This window comes from Dokdonia sp. 4H-3-7-5 (assembly GCF_000212355.1).
Taxonomy (GTDB): Bacteria; Bacteroidota; Bacteroidia; order Flavobacteriales; family Flavobacteriaceae; genus Dokdonia.
Genome location: NC_015496.1, coordinates 687,045 through 702,164, shown reverse-complemented (window position 1 = coordinate 702,164; position 15,120 = coordinate 687,045). Strand labels below are relative to the sequence as shown.

13 protein-coding genes are annotated in these 15,120 nt (G+C 38.2%); 7 read left to right on the top strand and 6 right to left on the bottom strand.

Going from position 1 to position 15,120, the window contains the following annotated elements; all coding sequences use genetic code 11:
• The first annotated feature begins 38 nt into the window (after positions 1-38).
• The gene (locus tag KRODI_RS03040; protein WP_013750103.1) at positions 39-1,628 is read left to right on the top strand and encodes a peptide MFS transporter; all 1,590 of its coding nucleotides are present in this window, start codon (positions 39-41) and stop codon (positions 1,626-1,628) included.
• 104 nt (positions 1,629-1,732) lie between these two features.
• Entirely contained in the window at positions 1,733-2,275 is a 543-nt protein-coding gene (locus tag KRODI_RS03035) for a thioredoxin family protein (protein WP_013750102.1), read from the top strand.
• A gap of 6 nt (positions 2,276-2,281) precedes the next feature.
• Here the strand turns inward: KRODI_RS03035 and KRODI_RS03030 are convergent, their stop codons facing one another.
• From KRODI_RS03030 to surE, 5 genes are all read right to left on the bottom strand, one after another.
• Positions 2,282-4,306 (bottom strand): ComEC/Rec2 family competence protein, encoded by a 2,025-nt coding sequence (locus tag KRODI_RS03030; RefSeq protein ID WP_083811788.1) that lies wholly within the window; start codon positions 4,304-4,306, stop codon positions 2,282-2,284.
• A gap of 58 nt (positions 4,307-4,364) precedes the next feature.
• Positions 4,365-4,862: a C40 family peptidase gene (locus KRODI_RS03025; RefSeq protein WP_013750100.1), complete on the bottom strand. Its 498-nt coding sequence runs from the start codon at positions 4,860-4,862 to the stop codon at positions 4,365-4,367.
• A 23-nt stretch (positions 4,863-4,885) separates the two neighbouring features.
• Positions 4,886-6,010 (bottom strand): lipid-A-disaccharide synthase, encoded by a 1,125-nt coding sequence (gene lpxB, locus KRODI_RS03020; protein ID WP_013750099.1) that lies wholly within the window; start codon positions 6,008-6,010, stop codon positions 4,886-4,888.
• Entirely contained in the window at positions 6,010-6,297 is a 288-nt protein-coding gene (locus tag KRODI_RS03015) for a hypothetical protein (protein WP_013750098.1), read from the bottom strand. The genes lpxB and KRODI_RS03015 overlap by 1 nt, the downstream gene beginning before the upstream one ends.
• A 147-nt stretch (positions 6,298-6,444) precedes the next feature.
• On the bottom strand, positions 6,445-7,218 hold the full coding sequence (surE, locus tag KRODI_RS03010; protein ID WP_013750097.1) for a 5'/3'-nucleotidase SurE: 774 nt from the start codon (positions 7,216-7,218) through the stop codon (positions 6,445-6,447).
• Positions 7,219-7,365: 147 nt separating this feature from the next.
• Between surE and KRODI_RS03005 the strand changes: the two genes are divergently transcribed.
• The 3 genes from KRODI_RS03005 to KRODI_RS02995 are packed head-to-tail and all read left to right on the top strand — an operon-like array spanning position 7,366 to position 11,443.
• Positions 7,366-9,522 (top strand): carboxy terminal-processing peptidase, encoded by a 2,157-nt coding sequence (locus KRODI_RS03005; RefSeq protein WP_013750096.1) that lies wholly within the window; start codon positions 7,366-7,368, stop codon positions 9,520-9,522.
• 3 nt (positions 9,523-9,525) lie between these two features.
• Positions 9,526-10,626, top strand: coding sequence for an ABC transporter permease (locus KRODI_RS03000; RefSeq protein WP_013750095.1), 1,101 nt, complete (start codon positions 9,526-9,528; stop codon positions 10,624-10,626).
• A gap of 7 nt (positions 10,627-10,633) precedes the next feature.
• A complete protein-coding gene (locus tag KRODI_RS02995; RefSeq protein WP_013750094.1) occupies positions 10,634-11,443 on the top strand; it encodes a DNA/RNA non-specific endonuclease in 810 nt (269 codons plus the stop codon).
• 71 nt (positions 11,444-11,514) lie between these two features.
• On the opposite strand, the gene KRODI_RS02990 is transcribed toward KRODI_RS02995, so the two are convergent.
• Entirely contained in the window at positions 11,515-12,657 is a 1,143-nt protein-coding gene (locus tag KRODI_RS02990; RefSeq protein ID WP_013750093.1) for an acyl-CoA dehydrogenase, read from the bottom strand.
• Between the two features lie 82 nt (positions 12,658-12,739).
• Between KRODI_RS02990 and KRODI_RS02985 the strand changes: the two genes are divergently transcribed.
• Positions 12,740-13,822 (top strand): anhydro-N-acetylmuramic acid kinase, encoded by a 1,083-nt coding sequence (locus tag KRODI_RS02985; RefSeq protein WP_013750092.1) that lies wholly within the window; start codon positions 12,740-12,742, stop codon positions 13,820-13,822.
• A gap of 65 nt (positions 13,823-13,887) precedes the next feature.
• The gene (locus KRODI_RS02980; protein WP_013750091.1) at positions 13,888-15,120 is read left to right on the top strand and encodes a Glu/Leu/Phe/Val dehydrogenase dimerization domain-containing protein; all 1,233 of its coding nucleotides are present in this window, start codon (positions 13,888-13,890) and stop codon (positions 15,118-15,120) included.

The following is a 15,120-nucleotide window of genomic DNA, read 5'->3' as shown; positions in this document are numbered from 1 at the left end:
ATAAACAACTTATATTAGCAGTAAATAAATAATACAATATGGAATATAAATTCGGTGGTTCTGAAACCAATCAAAAGACAGTTTTAGGGCATCCTTCAGGTCTTTTTGTTCTCTTTTTTACAGAAATGTGGGAACGATTTTCCTACTATGGAATGCGTGCATTACTTGTTTTATTTTTAGTGTCAGCTATTATTGATGGCGGATGGGGCTGGGAGCGAGCAGAGGCACTACAGTTATATGCGTTCTATACAGGTCTAGTTTATGTGACTCCGATATTAGGAGGTTTAATAGCTGATAAGATTACAGGATATAGAAAAGCCGTAATCATAGGTGCCTTATTGATGACACTAGGTCACGCATCTATGGCTTTTGAGATTAGTTCAGACATTTTCTTTTATGCAGGTCTTATATTACTCATCATTGGTAACGGTATGTTTAAGCCGAATATTTCTTCGATGGTAGGGCAGTTGTATAAGGATCAAGGTAAAGAAAAGGATGCGGGATATACCATATTTTACATGGGTATTAACTCCGGAGCTTTTTTAGGTATTTTACTTTGTGGTTATATTGGAGAATCTGTTGGATGGCATTATGGATTTGGGCTTGCGGGAATTTTCATGCTTGTGGGAATGCTTCAGTTTTATTTTGCTCAAGGTATCTTTGGTAAGATAGGATCAGCACCAGCAAAAGCTGGTGAACTTGATGATGTCTTAGAAGATGGCGTTGAAAATGCTGCAGATAGTATTGAAGATGTTATTGACGATGCCGAAAAGTCTAAAGTAACTCGTGATCGTTTAATTGTAATTAGTGTTCTTGCATTTTTCACTATTTTCTTTTGGTGGGCATTTGAGCAAGCAGGAGGATCTATGACCATCTTTGCAGCAGATTATACAGATAGAGTTCTTGAAGGTAGTAGCGGTATGACTTTTAAAATAGTCAACACAATACTTACAGTAGTTCCTATGCTTATTATTACATGGGTATTAGCGATGTTATTTAAGCAAACGTATGGTAAATACGCACTTTCTAATATTATCTTAGGCTTAGGTTTTGTTATCATTTGGGGAATTGTAATCTGGATGTTATCTCGTCAGTTTGCAGATGACGCTCCAGAAGTACCTGCTTCTTGGTTCGGAATATTAAATTCATTCTTTATCATTGCATTTGCTCCTTTATTTTCAAAAATATGGAAGAGCAAATACAACCCTAGCGGACCAGTAAAGTTTGCTATTGGACTTATTCTTTTAGGTCTTGGTTTTGGTATTCTTTCTTTTGGATCTATGGGAATCCCATTAGGTGCAAAAACTGCTTCTGTAAGTATGGTATTTCTAGTACTTGCATATTTATTCCATACACTAGGAGAGTTATGTGTATCACCAGTGGGACTTTCATATGTAAGTAAACTTGCACCAGCAAAACTTGTTGGGCTTATGTTTGGTATCTGGTTTGTTGCAAACTTTATAGCAAACTTTGCAGCGGGTATAACGGGTAGTTATATTGATCCAATAGTTGAGGAGCATGGAATGGCAATCTTCTTTTTGATTTTTACCGTAATACCAGCAGCAGCAGGTGTTGTAATGTTATTATTAAATAAAACACTTATTAGAATGATGCATGGTATACGCTAAGCACATTTAATAGTATAATTTAAAAACGTTCCCTATTTTGTGGAACGTTTTTTGTCTGTAAGAATTTGAAACATAAACAGACTACCTCTAAAGGAAAGAATCTAATGAAAAAAGTATTATACCTTCTTCTATTTATTGCGACGGGAACTATGAGTGCCCAGAAGATTAACTGGATGACCATGGATGAGGCGCTTGCTGCCCAACAAAAAGAGCCTAAAAAGATTTTTATGGATGTTTACACTGTATGGTGTGGACCTTGTAAAATGTTAGACAAAAACACCTTTGCAAATCCAGATGTAGCTGCTTTTATAAATGAAAACTACTACGCGGTAAAATTTAACGCAGAAGGTACAGAAGTAATTAATTACTTAGGTAACACATATACCAACCCGCGTCATGATCCTAAAAAATCAAGAGGGCGTAACAGTCAGCATGAACTTGCACAGGCTTTAAAACTTCAGGGGTATCCAAGTATGGTATTCTTTGACGAAAAAGGTAATTATATCCAGCCTATTGTAGGTTATCACTCTCCTAAGCGTTTAGAAATATACGTGAAGATGGTGGGTAATGATGATTATAAAGAGATTACTACTCAAGAGAAGTGGGCAACCTATCAAGAAGAGTTTGAGTACTCATGGCCTAATTAGAAAAAATCATTCAATTATATAAGCTCCCTTTTCATAAATACTATGAAAAGGGATTTTTTTATTTAAACATGTTGTTTTCCATCTAGTGATGTAACTTTTGTAGTTTGATGCATCTGCAATGATTTGAGCTTTTGGAAATCTCTCTGTAAGTCTGTTCATATTAATCTTTGGGGACTGGGTGAGAAGTATGTAATCTGGATTTGCATTAGCTAATTGATATATGCCAAGACTATCTATAACGAGTATTTCTTTTCGCTTAAAGCGAAAATAGTTCTGCATGCCTTCTACAGTTACTTTATCTACACGCAAGCCATCCTTATAATTGCGTACTCTACTATCTTGTATTATGGTATGTAATGAGTCTGCGCTATGTATTTTAAGCGTGGAGATGTGGAAAGTACCTATCATGGTAGATTTGCTTTTGTTGAAAATAGTGAGATGCGTAGCGGGAGGATTACTTTTCTCATAAATAATAATAGAGGTCAACAATACCATAGATAGAGATGCCGGTACAAGTCTGGGATTATTGTATTTTTTGAATAAAGAAATACTGAAAACAATGCAGAGATATAAGCCTATAAGTAATGCAAAACTTATCGTGATGTGATCTGTGATAAAGGCCTCTTTATTAGCTACCCAAAAAATAAATCCATTCATTAGGTCTATGGCGTAGCCATACGTCGTTACTAAAGTCTCTGGTAAGATATCTAATACAGCAAGTAATACAACTAGAATACCGCCGCCTAATATGATTCCTAGAAATGGAATAATGATAACATTAGACAGAAAAAATAATCCTGGAAACTGGTGGAAGTAAAATAAACTCAAGGGTAGTACGCCTAACTGGGCAGCAACAGAAACCGTAGCAATACCCCAGAGAAGCCTGTCTATATAATACCGCGGAGTATAAAAAGAAGATAGCCATGGTTGAATCCATAAAATTCCAATAACAGCGAGATAACTAAGTTGGAAGCCTACTTGATGTATAAGAAATGGATCGTATAAAAGTAATAGAACAGCAGAAGCCATAACGGCATCAGTAGTTTTTCTTTTTCCGCCTAGTTGTTGTCCTACCTCAAGAAAGCTAAACATAGTAGCAGCCCTCAATACTGAGGGTGATAATCCAGTGATAAAAGCAAAAATCCAAATCATAGCGATAATAATCATAGACCGAAGCCATCGTAGCTTGTAGTCTGCTATTGGTTTGGTAATAAAGCGTAGCAATAATAGTATAATGCCTACATGCAGCCCGGAGACGGCAAGTATGTGCATCATTCCGGCAGATGCATAATGAGTGCTCATTTGCTTATCTATACCATTTTTCTGCCCAAGAACGAGTGCATCTATAACTGCAAGTTGGTCGCTAGTAAATGAATGAGAGTGAATTGCTTTTAGTACGCTTTCGCGAAAGCGTGATGACCACACCCTCAATCCGCTAGAGGTGTGTTGTGATATGAGTAACACGTTTTTATTAATTGACAGCTGCCCGTGTATTTGTTTTCTTTTTAAATAGCTTCCGTAATCAAATTGATATGGGTTTTTGGGTTTGGGGAGAGGTAAAAGTAGAGCTCTTGTGTAGTACCATTCTCCTACGCGAAGACGATGCGATATGCTATCTCTATTGACATTGAGAATTACCTTGCCCGAAGTAGCTTCTTTGTTTATCGTCTTTAATGTAACAACATATTTGTCTTGATACATTGTGGGTTTTAGTACTTCATCTATCGAGAATAAAAAGGTACTTGGGTTGCTAGTGTTTGTGTGGGTAAAATGCGTCTCGTTGTTTAGCGCGTTTGCTCTTTCGGAGGTTAAGTAGCCTATGGTTATAAATACAATGGCAATACCTACGGTAAACGCTATGGCGTTGAGAGGTCTTTTAAAAGCACGTCTGTGGAGTACAAAAAGAAATGATGCAGCGAGTAGGAGGATAATAGCTATCCAGAACAAGGAGACTTTATAGACGTCATAACAAATTATCCCAGCAATGAGGGCGAGAAGTATTACTAAAATGGGCGTGTTAATCCTCTTCAATATATTACTAATTAACCTTTTTTGAGGTGTAACTTTCAGTAATATAGTGATTTATAATTTACAAGACACGTCTAGCCATGATGTAGGCGTTATTCCAGTAGCGCTCATTGAGGTTAGAGGTGAGTACGCCTTTTGAAGTAGTCGCGTGTATAAAGTAAATATCATCACTTGTAACTTTAGTGACGAGTCCTACATGATTTATGCGTTTGCTGCTTTTATTTGTTCTAAAAAATAGCAAATCACCCTTAGAAATGTCTTTATCTTTTATAGGTTGACCTCTTTCTGCCATCTGTCTGGAGATACGAGGTAGAACTATATTTTCTTTTTGAAAGGCAATGTAAATCAATCCAGAGCAGTCCATTCCCTTTCTTGTAGTACCACCAAATTTATATCGAGTACCTGCAAATGATTGTGCTTGGTTAATAATGCGATCCATCTTTGATGCGCTTATATCTTTGACCCTAGCAGTAGCTCTTGTTCTAGATGTTGTCGTTTTTGAACTTCCACATGAAGTCAGTAAAAAGAGTAAAGAAAGCACTATGAATAATTGTTTCATATAGTAGTTGGGCTCGTAGGTTGTTAATTGCTTAGCTGAGCTTTGGTGGTTGCTACAATGAGCGATGCAGTCTTTTGACTTGCTCCAGCTCCACCTAATTTTTTCTCAAGCGCAAAATAGTCTTCAAACAGCGTTGCACGATAATCATCATTAGTAATCTTGTCAAGTTCCTTTTTTAATTGTGCAGTATTGAGATCTCCTTGTATTAATTCCTTTACCACCTCACGATCCATAATAAGATTTACCAGCGAGATATATTTGGTTTTTATAATGCGTTTTGCAATACTGTATGAGACGGCATTTGCTTTGTAACAAACTACCTGTGGTACTTTAAATATTGCAGCTTCTAGTGTAGCGGTCCCAGAAGTGATTAAAGCGGCATTTGCAAAACTCAAAATATCATACGTTTTATTCATCACCAGCTTTACTGGATAATCTTTTAGGAAAGGTTGGTAAAAAGATACCTCTTGGCTCGGCGCTCCAGCGATTACAAATTGATAGTCTGGATAATCATTTACTACACTTAGCATGACATCGAGCATAGCGCTTATTTCTTGCTTACGACTTCCTGGGAGTAAGGCAATCATAGGTCGCTCATCAAGGTCGTGTTCTTTTGTAAAAGCAACTGGATCTGCTTGCTTACGACCTGCAACGGCATCTAGAAGTGGGTGACCTACAAAATGTACTTTGTAGTCATGCTCGTCATAAAAGTCCTTTACAAAAGGTAATATCACATACATATGATCTACATATGCTTTAATCTTTTTGACACGACTAGCACGTGATGCCCATACCTGCGGACTGATATAATAGTGCGTCGTTACGCCTAATGGTTTTGCCCACTCTGCAATGCGCAAGTTAAAACCAGAGTTATCTATAAGTATAAGTGCATCTGGTTCAAAACGGGCAATATCTCTCTTACAATCTTTAATAAGGCCTGTGATCTTACGCAAGTTTGTGACAACCTCCATAAAGCCCATAAAAGCACGCTCTTTGTAATGTGTCACAAGAGTGCCACCTACTTCCTGCATGAGATCACCACCCCAAAAGCGTATATCTGCCTCTGGATCTTCTTTATACAATGATTTCATAAGGTTTGCACCATGTAAATCACCACTAGCCTCGCCTGCAAGAACGTAATATTTCATTAGGTAAACATTAATATCATAGTTACAAATGCAATAGTAATCGTAGCAAAAAGAACGCCTCTCGCTCTCGCATCTTGTCCTTGTCTAAGCATTAAAAAGAATGCGAGCAGATTAAGAACGGCACCTATTGCCATAATTTTACCTAGACGCCCTTCGGTTACTGCGGTTTGAAGCACGTTTGTAATAGTTCGATCTTGAGTACTACCTATGTATAGAGAAAATAATAATACACCTATCGCATTTGCAATGAGTCCTACTATGATTCCTATAATAATGTCTTTTTTCATATGCTATGTTTCGGCTTTCGCCAAAATTTGAATTCTTTACAAATATGCTTATTGTTTTAAAATTTTCGCGAAAGCGGAATTATTCACATTAAGCTATGGGAAGATATTGATGTGTGTCAAAGTTACGATTGCTTTGTAAACTTTAGACTAGTCTTCCCACTCATTTAATTCTTGTAAAAAGTGGTGAGCCGTGAGGTCAAATTGCACTGGCACAACAGATACATACCCTTGAGACAGCGCCCACTCATCTGTATCTTCTCCTTTATCTTGATTTACAAACTTGCCGGTGAGCCAGTAGTAATCTCTGCCCATAGGGTTAGTGCGCTTGTCAAAATCTTCTACCCATTGCGCTTTTGCTTGACGGCATACCTTAGTACCTTTAATTTCGGCTGCTGGTAGTTTTGGGATATTTACATTTAAAACAATTCCCTTAGGAAGTCCGTTTTTTAATACTTGGCGAGTGATGCGCTCCACATATTTTTTTGCAGGCTCAAAATCGGCATCGTGACTGTAGTCTAATAGTGAGAATCCTATTGCTGGGATGCCTTCTACACCAGCTTCTACAGCTGCGCTCATCGTACCACTGTAAATTACATTGATGCTAGAGTTGCTGCCGTGATTTATACCGCTCACACAGATGTCGGGTCTGCGAGGAACAATCTGCTGGTTTGCAAGTTTTACACAATCTGCTGGAGTTCCAGAGCATGTATATTCTTTATGTGTCGCTGCTGGATCAAGTTTTACAGGGTCACAGTACAGTGTGTCGTTTATGGTAATGGCGTGTCCCATACCACTCTGCGGGCTATCTGGTGCAACAACAATGACATCACCTATCGTGAGCATTACATCGATAAGGTTGCGTATTCCGGGAGCGGTAATACCGTCATCGTTTGTAACAAGTATTAATGGTTTATTCTTCATAAGAGGAGTTGTAAACTAAGCACGAAAATACGTAAATTGTACTTCAATTCGAGCGACAGTCGGGTTTAACAAAAGATTACGAAGGTTAATCTTATCGTGGCACAATTTTTAATGTACATTGCTAGTTACATGCAAATAAAAGATTTTATGAAAAGGAATTTAAAATTAATCGCAGTAGTACTCCTCTTCTCCGTAGCGAGTTGCAGTTTTACTACAAAGTCATTTGATGATCCAGATAAGGATAAGACATTACTTGATCTTATTTCTTATTTACTTGAGAGAGGTCATTATGATGCCAAAGATATTAATGACGAATTTTCTGCAGCGGTATTTGATGATTATATAGATGCATTAGATCCATATCGCCGTTTCTTTTACAAGAAAGATATTGAAGAATTTGAGAAGTATAAGGATAAAATAGATGATGCTATTAGAGATAAGGACTTGACGTTCTTTGATCTTACTTACTCACGTCTTATGGAGCGTACGAAGGAAGCAAACGAGATTCAAGCAGACTTGCTAGAAAAGCCATTTGACTTTACAGAGGATGAAATCTTAGATACAGATTATGAAAAGCAACCATTTGCAAAAAATAAGAAAGAGCTTAAAAATCGCTGGAGACAGCAATTAAAACTCAATGCATTGAGTTCTTATTTTGATAAAAAGGAGGAGCAGGAAAAAACACCAGAAGAAGGTGAAGAGGTTGTAAATACAGATGAACCTAAGGAAATTCTTAGCGATGAAGCATTAGAGCTTAAGGCTAGAAATGAAGTAAAGGATAATACAAAAGAGTTTTTTGAATTTACAGATGAACTAGAGCGTCAAGATTACTTTGCTATTTTCTTGAATGCGGTAGTGGAGGAATTTGATCCTCACACATATTACTTTGCTCCAGTAGCAAAAGATCGTTTTGATACTCAGATGAGTGGTCAGTTTCAAGGAATAGGTGCGAGACTTCAAAAGAAAAACGGAGAGATAAAAATTACAGATGTTATTTCTGGAGGTCCAGCATGGAGAGGTGATGAGCTGCGCGAAGGTGATGTTATTATGAAAGTGCGCCAAGAAGACGAGAAAGATGCCATTAGCATTGTGGGGATGCGTTTACAAGATGCAATAGAATATATCAAGGGCCCAAAAGGTACTAAGGTGATTCTTACGGTAAAAACAAAACTAGACGGAAGCACTCAGAATATTACTATAGAAAGAGACATTGTTGAACTCGAAGAAACCTATGCAAAATCTGCCGAGGTTGAAAAAGATGGTAAAAAGTATGGTATTGTAAATCTTCCTAAGTTTTACTTTACGATGGATGATTACAAAGAGAAGAACGCTGCAAGTGATGTAAAAAAAGAAATAGAGCGTCTTAAAGAAGAAGGAATGGAAGGTCTAGTTATTGATCTTAGAAATAATGGAGGAGGATCTTTAAAAACAGTTGTAGATATTGCTGGACTATTTATTAAAGACGGACCTATTGTGCAAGTAGCTTCTAGTGGCGATGAGCCAGAAGTTCTTGAAGATGCAGATTCTTCTATTTTATGGGATGGTCCACTTGTGATTCTTGTAAATGAAATATCTGCTTCGGCAAGTGAGATTCTCGCAGCTGCAATGCAAGATTATAAACGAGCAATCATCATAGGAGGTAAACAAACATACGGTAAGGGAACTGTGCAGAATGTTGCAGACCTTAACCAGTACTTACGTAAGAACCCTTATGGAGATCTTGGAGCGCTTAAGTTGACTACGCAGAAATTCTACCGTGTTAATGGTGGGTCTACTCAGCTAGAAGGAGTGAAGAGTGATGTGGTAGTTCCGGATCGTTTTAAGTATATCGACATAGGAGAGCGTGATCAAGAAAACCCGCTTCCTTGGGATAAAATTAAAGCTGCAAGTTATGATGTTTGGGATGGTTATGTAGATTTTGATGAAACTATTGAAAATAGTGTGCAACGTATGTCTAAGAGTGAGCATTTACAACTAGTAGATGATTATGCTAAGTGGATTAAAGATCGTAGAGATGATCAACAATGGTCACTTAATTATGAAAAGTATAAAGAGCGTCTTGCGCAAAGTGAGGAGTTTGCAAAGAAATTTGATGCGATAGATGATTATGATACGAAGTTGTCATACAAGTCACTTCCTTATGAGCAGAAACTTTTTGAAAGCGATACTATTTTAAAGGAAAAGCGTGATCGCTGGCACAAGAGTCTTACAAAAGATGCTTACGTAGAAGAGGCGTTAAATGTGCTTAAGGATCTTAAAATAAATAACATAAGAAAAGATAAACTTGCTGCGATAAAAGATTAATTCATGTCGCAAAGAGCAAATTCTTTAACAGGCTTAGCGCTCCAAAAATTCAAAAAGAATTTTTGGGGCGTTTTGAGTTTACTATATATCGTGTTGTGTGGTCTTGCAGCATTGTTTGCCTATGTAATTGCACCAGATAGTAGTGAGAACGCAAATCAAATGCACCTCTCTATTCACTCTCAAGGCCCAGGATTTACGGTAGATATACTCACCATACCCGCTCAGGTTGATGCGAGTCAAAGTTTCTTTTCAAAATGGTTTTCTGGCAGTAAGAATGCGAGTACAGAAATTCCCGTCACTTCGTATACTATTTCAGAAAGTGGTATTACTTACATCCAGTATGTAGGCGATGGAGTAGAAGGAATGCCTAAAACGCTGGAAATAGATGGTGTGGAGGATTATAACGCTTTCGCGAAAGCGAATATCTCCTCACGTACATTTTTGTTAGGTACAGATAAGTACGGTCGGGACTTACTAAGTCGTATGCTTATAGGTGCGCGTATTTCTTTTTCCATAGGATTTGTGGCTGTATTTATTTCACTTATCATAGGCTTACTTATGGGGTCGCTTGCGGGGTATTTTGGAGGGAAAATTGACGCTGCAATCATGTGGGTGATTAACGTGACTTGGTCTATACCTACATTATTACTTGTAATTGCTATAACCCTTGCTTTAGGAAAAGGATACTGGCAGGTGTTTATTGCTGTAGGTTTAACCATGTGGGTTGAGGTAGCTCGTGTAGTACGAGGTCAAGTGATGGGAGTAAAACAAATGCAATATGTTACCGCAGCGAGAGCGCTAGGTTATACAGATGGGCGAATCATTATCAAACATATATTGCCTAATGTGATTGCGCCGCTTATCGTGATCTCTGCAGCAAATTTTGCTGGAGCCATCTTAATAGAAAGCGGACTAAGTTTCCTCGGGATAGGCGCTCAGCCGCCTACGCCTAGCTGGGGAGCGATGATTAAAGACCACTATAGCTATATCATTCTTGGGAAACCTTATCTTGCGCTCATTCCCGGTATAGCAATCATGTTACTCGTAATGGCTTTTATGCTTGTGGGAAATGCGCTGAGAGATGCGCTGGATGTGAAAAGTTAACTTATACATGAAAAGAAAATACACCTATCCGTTACTAGTGCTATTATTTACATTGGGGTGGTACATATTTGAAAATTATGCTCATCAAGCTATTGATGCACCAGTTGTAGAGGAAGGAAAGCAGCCTAAATCTACTACTAACACTTACTTTTTGCCTACGTCAACTACGGGTCAGATTGTACATCATAATTATTACTCGCTTAGTTATAGTGAGAAAGATGAACAAGCAGAGTGGGTTGCGTACGAGCTTAAAAAAGAGCACATCGTTAATGCCGATTTTAAACGCCCTTACTTTGAAGTAGATCCTAAAGTTGGAACAAAGTCTGCTCACTGGCGTAACTACAAGAAATCTGGCTATGACAGAGGGCATCTGTGTCCGGCTGGAGATAGAGAGTTTAGCAAGGCGGCTTATGACGAGACGTTCTTGACAAGTAATATTAGTCCGCAGCGGCATGATTTTAATGCTGGTATTTGGAACGAACTAGAACAACAGGTACGCTATTGGGCAAAAAAGTATGATGGTGTATATGTGGTAACAGGAGGTGTTCTCAAAGATAAAATGGGAGCAATAGGTACAGAAGGAGTAACTGTCCCAGAATCATTTTATAAAATTATCTATGACCAATCAGGAGGTGATGTAAAAATGATTGCTTTTTTAATGAATCACTCGGCATCAAAGAAGTCATTAAAAACATTTGTAACCTCTGTAGATCAGATTGAGAAACTTACGGGTATTGATTTCTTTCCTGAGCTAGAGGATGGAGTAGAAGATAGGCTTGAAGCGATTACAAGCACTAGTGGCTGGAAGCTTAGATAGTAAAGTGATATTATATAAAATAAAAAATGCGGCAATTGCCGCATTTTTTGTTGATCTATATAGAAGGAATTTTATCCTTTAATTACACCTCTTGAGATTACGATTTTCTGGATCTCACTAGTTCCTTCGTAAATCTGAGTGATTTTAGCATCACGCATAAGACGCTCTACGTGGTATTCTTTTACAAATCCGTTACCACCGTGTATTTGCACAGCTTCTACAGATTGTTCCATTGCAACTTTTGAAGCATAAAGCTTAGCCATTGCACTCGACATATCGTAGTTATTTCCTTGGTCTTTATCCCATGCTGCTTTCATTACTAGATGACGTGCAGCTTCAATCTCCACATACATATCTGCTAGTTTAAAAGCGATTGCTTGGTGATTGCAGATTTCTGTACCAAAGGCTTTACGTTCCTTAGAGTATTTAAGAGCAAGCTCATATGCTCCAGATGCAATACCTAATGCTTGTGCAGCAATACCGATACGTCCACCAGAAAGAGTTTTCATCGCAAACTTGAATCCAAAACCATCTTCTCCTATTCTATTTTCTTTAGGAACTTTCACGTCGTTAAACTGTAGTGTGTGTGTATCACTACCGCGTATTCCTAATTTATCTTCTTTAGGTCCTACCTCAAAACCTTCCATGCCTTTCTCTACGATAAAAGCATTGATTCCTCGGTGACCTTTTTCTCTGTCGGTTTGTGCAATAACTAAATATACATCAGAACGACCGCCATTTGTAATCCAGTTTTTTGTTCCGTTAATCACGTAGTGATCTCCTTTATCTATTGCTGTAGTTGCTTGTGATGTTGCATCAGATCCAGCTTCTGGCTCAGAAAGGCAAAAAGCACCCACCATCTCACCAGTAGCAAGTTTAGTTAAGTATTTTTGTTTTTGCTCTTCACTTCCGTAAGCTTCAAGACCGTAACAAACTAAAGAGTTGTTTACAGAAACTATAACAGAGGCAGAGGCGTCAATTTTAGATAATTCCTCCATAACAAGTACGTACGAAGTAGCATCCATACCAGCTCCACCATATTTAGGATCTGTCATAATACCCATAAAACCTAAGTCACCCATTTTTTTAACAAGTTCATCAGGAAACTGCTGGATGTTATCACGTTCAATAACGCCAGGAAGTAATTCTGTACGGGCAAAATCGCGAGCCGCATCGCGTATCATTATGTGTTCTTCTGTTAAGCTAAAATCCATCGTGTTTGAATTATTAAGAATTATCTAAAAAATCTATACAAAGATACTTGTTTCTTGCCTTTTTCTCAATAGATTTAGTGCTATGGGAGAAAAAAACTATAACGTTATAGGAGTGATGAGCGGGACAAGCTTAGACGGTATTGATTGTGCCTACGCAAAAATCGGTCTTTCTTCATCAAAAGATGACTTAATATATCCATCATTTACTAGTGATATTATTGTTGCGAAAACTATTCCCTATCCTAAAAAGTGGAAAGAAATACTTTCTACGGCTCATTTGCTTAGTAGAGAAGAGCTAGATGCGCTTAACGTAGATTATACCGCTCACCTAGCGCAAGTGATTAAGAATTTTATTACTACTAATGACCTTACGGATATTGATGTTGTCTGTTCTCACGGTCATACGGTGCTCCACCAGCCAGATGAGGGCGTTACTTTGCAAATAGGAAACCTGCCAGAAATCGCTGAGTTAATTAAACATCGAGTAGTTTGTGATTTTAGAGTGCAAGATGTAGAAATGGGTGGTCAAGGGGCGCCATTGGTGCCTATAGGCGACCAAGTGTTATTTGGTAATTACGATTATTGCCTTAATCTCGGTGGATTTGCAAATGTTTCTAAAGATGAAAACGGAGTAAGAATCGCTTATGATATCTCTCCTGTAAACGTGGTTCTTAATAAATATGCGCAAGAACTGGGTGAGGATTATGATGATGGTGGCGCTTTCGCGAAAACAGGAACCGTACATCAACCTCTTCTTGATAAACTAAATGACATTGTGTTTTATAGCCTTCCAGCTCCCAAATCTCTCGGGATAGAATGGGTACACGCGCATATTTTTCCACTTATTGAGGCTCTTCAACTTTCTCCAGTAGATGTGCTGGCTACATTTACAGAGCATGTCGCTATTCAGCTTGCGGCGCAGTTTAAAGAAGGAGCTACTGTACTTGTTACCGGTGGAGGTGCTTATAATACATATTTATTGGAACGTGTCCGCTTTCGCGAAAGCGTAAAGCTCGTTGTGCCAGACGCAAAGTTGGTTGAATTTAAAGAAGCGCTTATTTTTGGATTGTTAGGAGTGTTAAAACTTGAAAACCTCCCGAACTGTCTAGCGAGCGTGACGGGTGCAAGGCAGGATCACGCCAGCGGAATGTTATATGAATCTTAAATTATTAACACTTCTTCTACAAGGTGTTTCTAAATTGTATATTTGGGCTTACCTAATCAGAAAGTATGAGAGCTCTTTTACAGCGTTACGAAGATAAATTACCAGAAATAGTTTTCCATTGGAATGACCCAGAAACAGAAGCAGAAGGCTGGGTTGTAATCAATTCATTACGTGGCGGTGCTGCAGGTGGAGGAACACGTATGCGTACGGGTCTGGATATGAATGAAGTATTGTCACTAGCCAAAACAATGGAAGTGAAGTTTACCGTCTCGGGACCTGCGATAGGTGGAGCAAAATCTGGGATTAATTTTGATCCTAAAGATCCACGTAAAAAAGGAGTTTTAGAGCGCTGGTATAAAGCAGTGTCACCATTATTAAAAAGTTATTACGGTACGGGAGGTGATCTTAATGTAGATGAAATACATGAAGTAATCCCAATCACCGAAGAAAGTGGAGTGTGGCATCCTCAAGAAGGAGTCTTTACAGGTCACTTCCAGCCTACAGAGGCAGATAAAATTAACCGCATCGGGCAACTACGTCAAGGTGTGATAAAAGTGATTGAAAATCCAGTGTATTCTCCAGATGTAACACGTAAATATACGGTCGCAGATATGATTACTGGGTATGGAGTTGCAGAGGCCGTACGTCATTATTATGAGATTTATGGTGGTGATGTAAAAGGAAAAAGAGCGGTTGTACAAGGTTTTGGAAACGTAGGAGCAGCAGCAGCTTATTACCTTGCTCAAATGGGAGCAAAGGTGGTAGGAATCATTGATATAGTAGGAGGTTTTATTAATAAAGACGGTTTTTCTTTTGAGGAAATACGTGATATGTACCTTAATAAAACTGGAAATACACTTAATGCAAACTCAGAAGGGTTAATCCCTTTTACAGAGATGAATGAGCAAATATGGAATCTTGAGACAGAGATTTTTGCTCCATGTGCGGCTTCTAGACTTATTACAGAAGATCAAATTAATAACATGATTGGAACTGGACTAGAGGTTATATCTTGTGGTGCAAACGTTCCATTTGCAGATAAAGAAATTTTCTTTGGCCCTATAATGGAGCATACAGACGCAAAGGTGAGTTTAATACCAGATTTTATATCAAACTGTGGTATGGCTCGTGTATTTGCATACTTCATGGAGCGTCGTGTACAAATGACAGATGATGCAATCTTTAACGATACGTCTCAAACCATCAGAAACGCTATCGAAAATACCTTTAGCAACAATAGCAGCAAACAAAATATTAGCAAAACTGCTTTTGAGATTGCGCTAAAAGAATTACTTTAA

Coding starts and splice junctions, on each gene's coding strand:
- KRODI_RS03015 (WP_013750098.1), bottom strand. CDS start 6,297: ATGAAAAAAGACATTATTATAGGAATCATAGTAGGACTCATTGCAAAT.
- KRODI_RS02995 (WP_013750094.1), top strand. CDS start 10,634: ATGAAAAGAAAATACACCTATCCGTTACTAGTGCTATTATTTACATTG.
- KRODI_RS02985 (WP_013750092.1), top strand. CDS start 12,740: ATGGGAGAAAAAAACTATAACGTTATAGGAGTGATGAGCGGGACAAGC.
- KRODI_RS03005 (WP_013750096.1), top strand. CDS start 7,366: ATGAAAAGGAATTTAAAATTAATCGCAGTAGTACTCCTCTTCTCCGTA.
- KRODI_RS03040 (WP_013750103.1), top strand. CDS start 39: ATGGAATATAAATTCGGTGGTTCTGAAACCAATCAAAAGACAGTTTTA.
- KRODI_RS02980 (WP_013750091.1), top strand. CDS start 13,888: ATGAGAGCTCTTTTACAGCGTTACGAAGATAAATTACCAGAAATAGTT.
- KRODI_RS03000 (WP_013750095.1), top strand. CDS start 9,526: ATGTCGCAAAGAGCAAATTCTTTAACAGGCTTAGCGCTCCAAAAATTC.
- surE (WP_013750097.1), bottom strand. CDS start 7,218: ATGAAGAATAAACCATTAATACTTGTTACAAACGATGACGGTATTACC.
- KRODI_RS03035 (WP_013750102.1), top strand. CDS start 1,733: ATGAAAAAAGTATTATACCTTCTTCTATTTATTGCGACGGGAACTATG.
- KRODI_RS02990 (WP_013750093.1), bottom strand. CDS start 12,657: ATGGATTTTAGCTTAACAGAAGAACACATAATGATACGCGATGCGGCT.
- KRODI_RS03025 (WP_013750100.1), bottom strand. CDS start 4,862: ATGAAACAATTATTCATAGTGCTTTCTTTACTCTTTTTACTGACTTCA.
- lpxB (WP_013750099.1), bottom strand. CDS start 6,010: ATGAAATATTACGTTCTTGCAGGCGAGGCTAGTGGTGATTTACATGGT.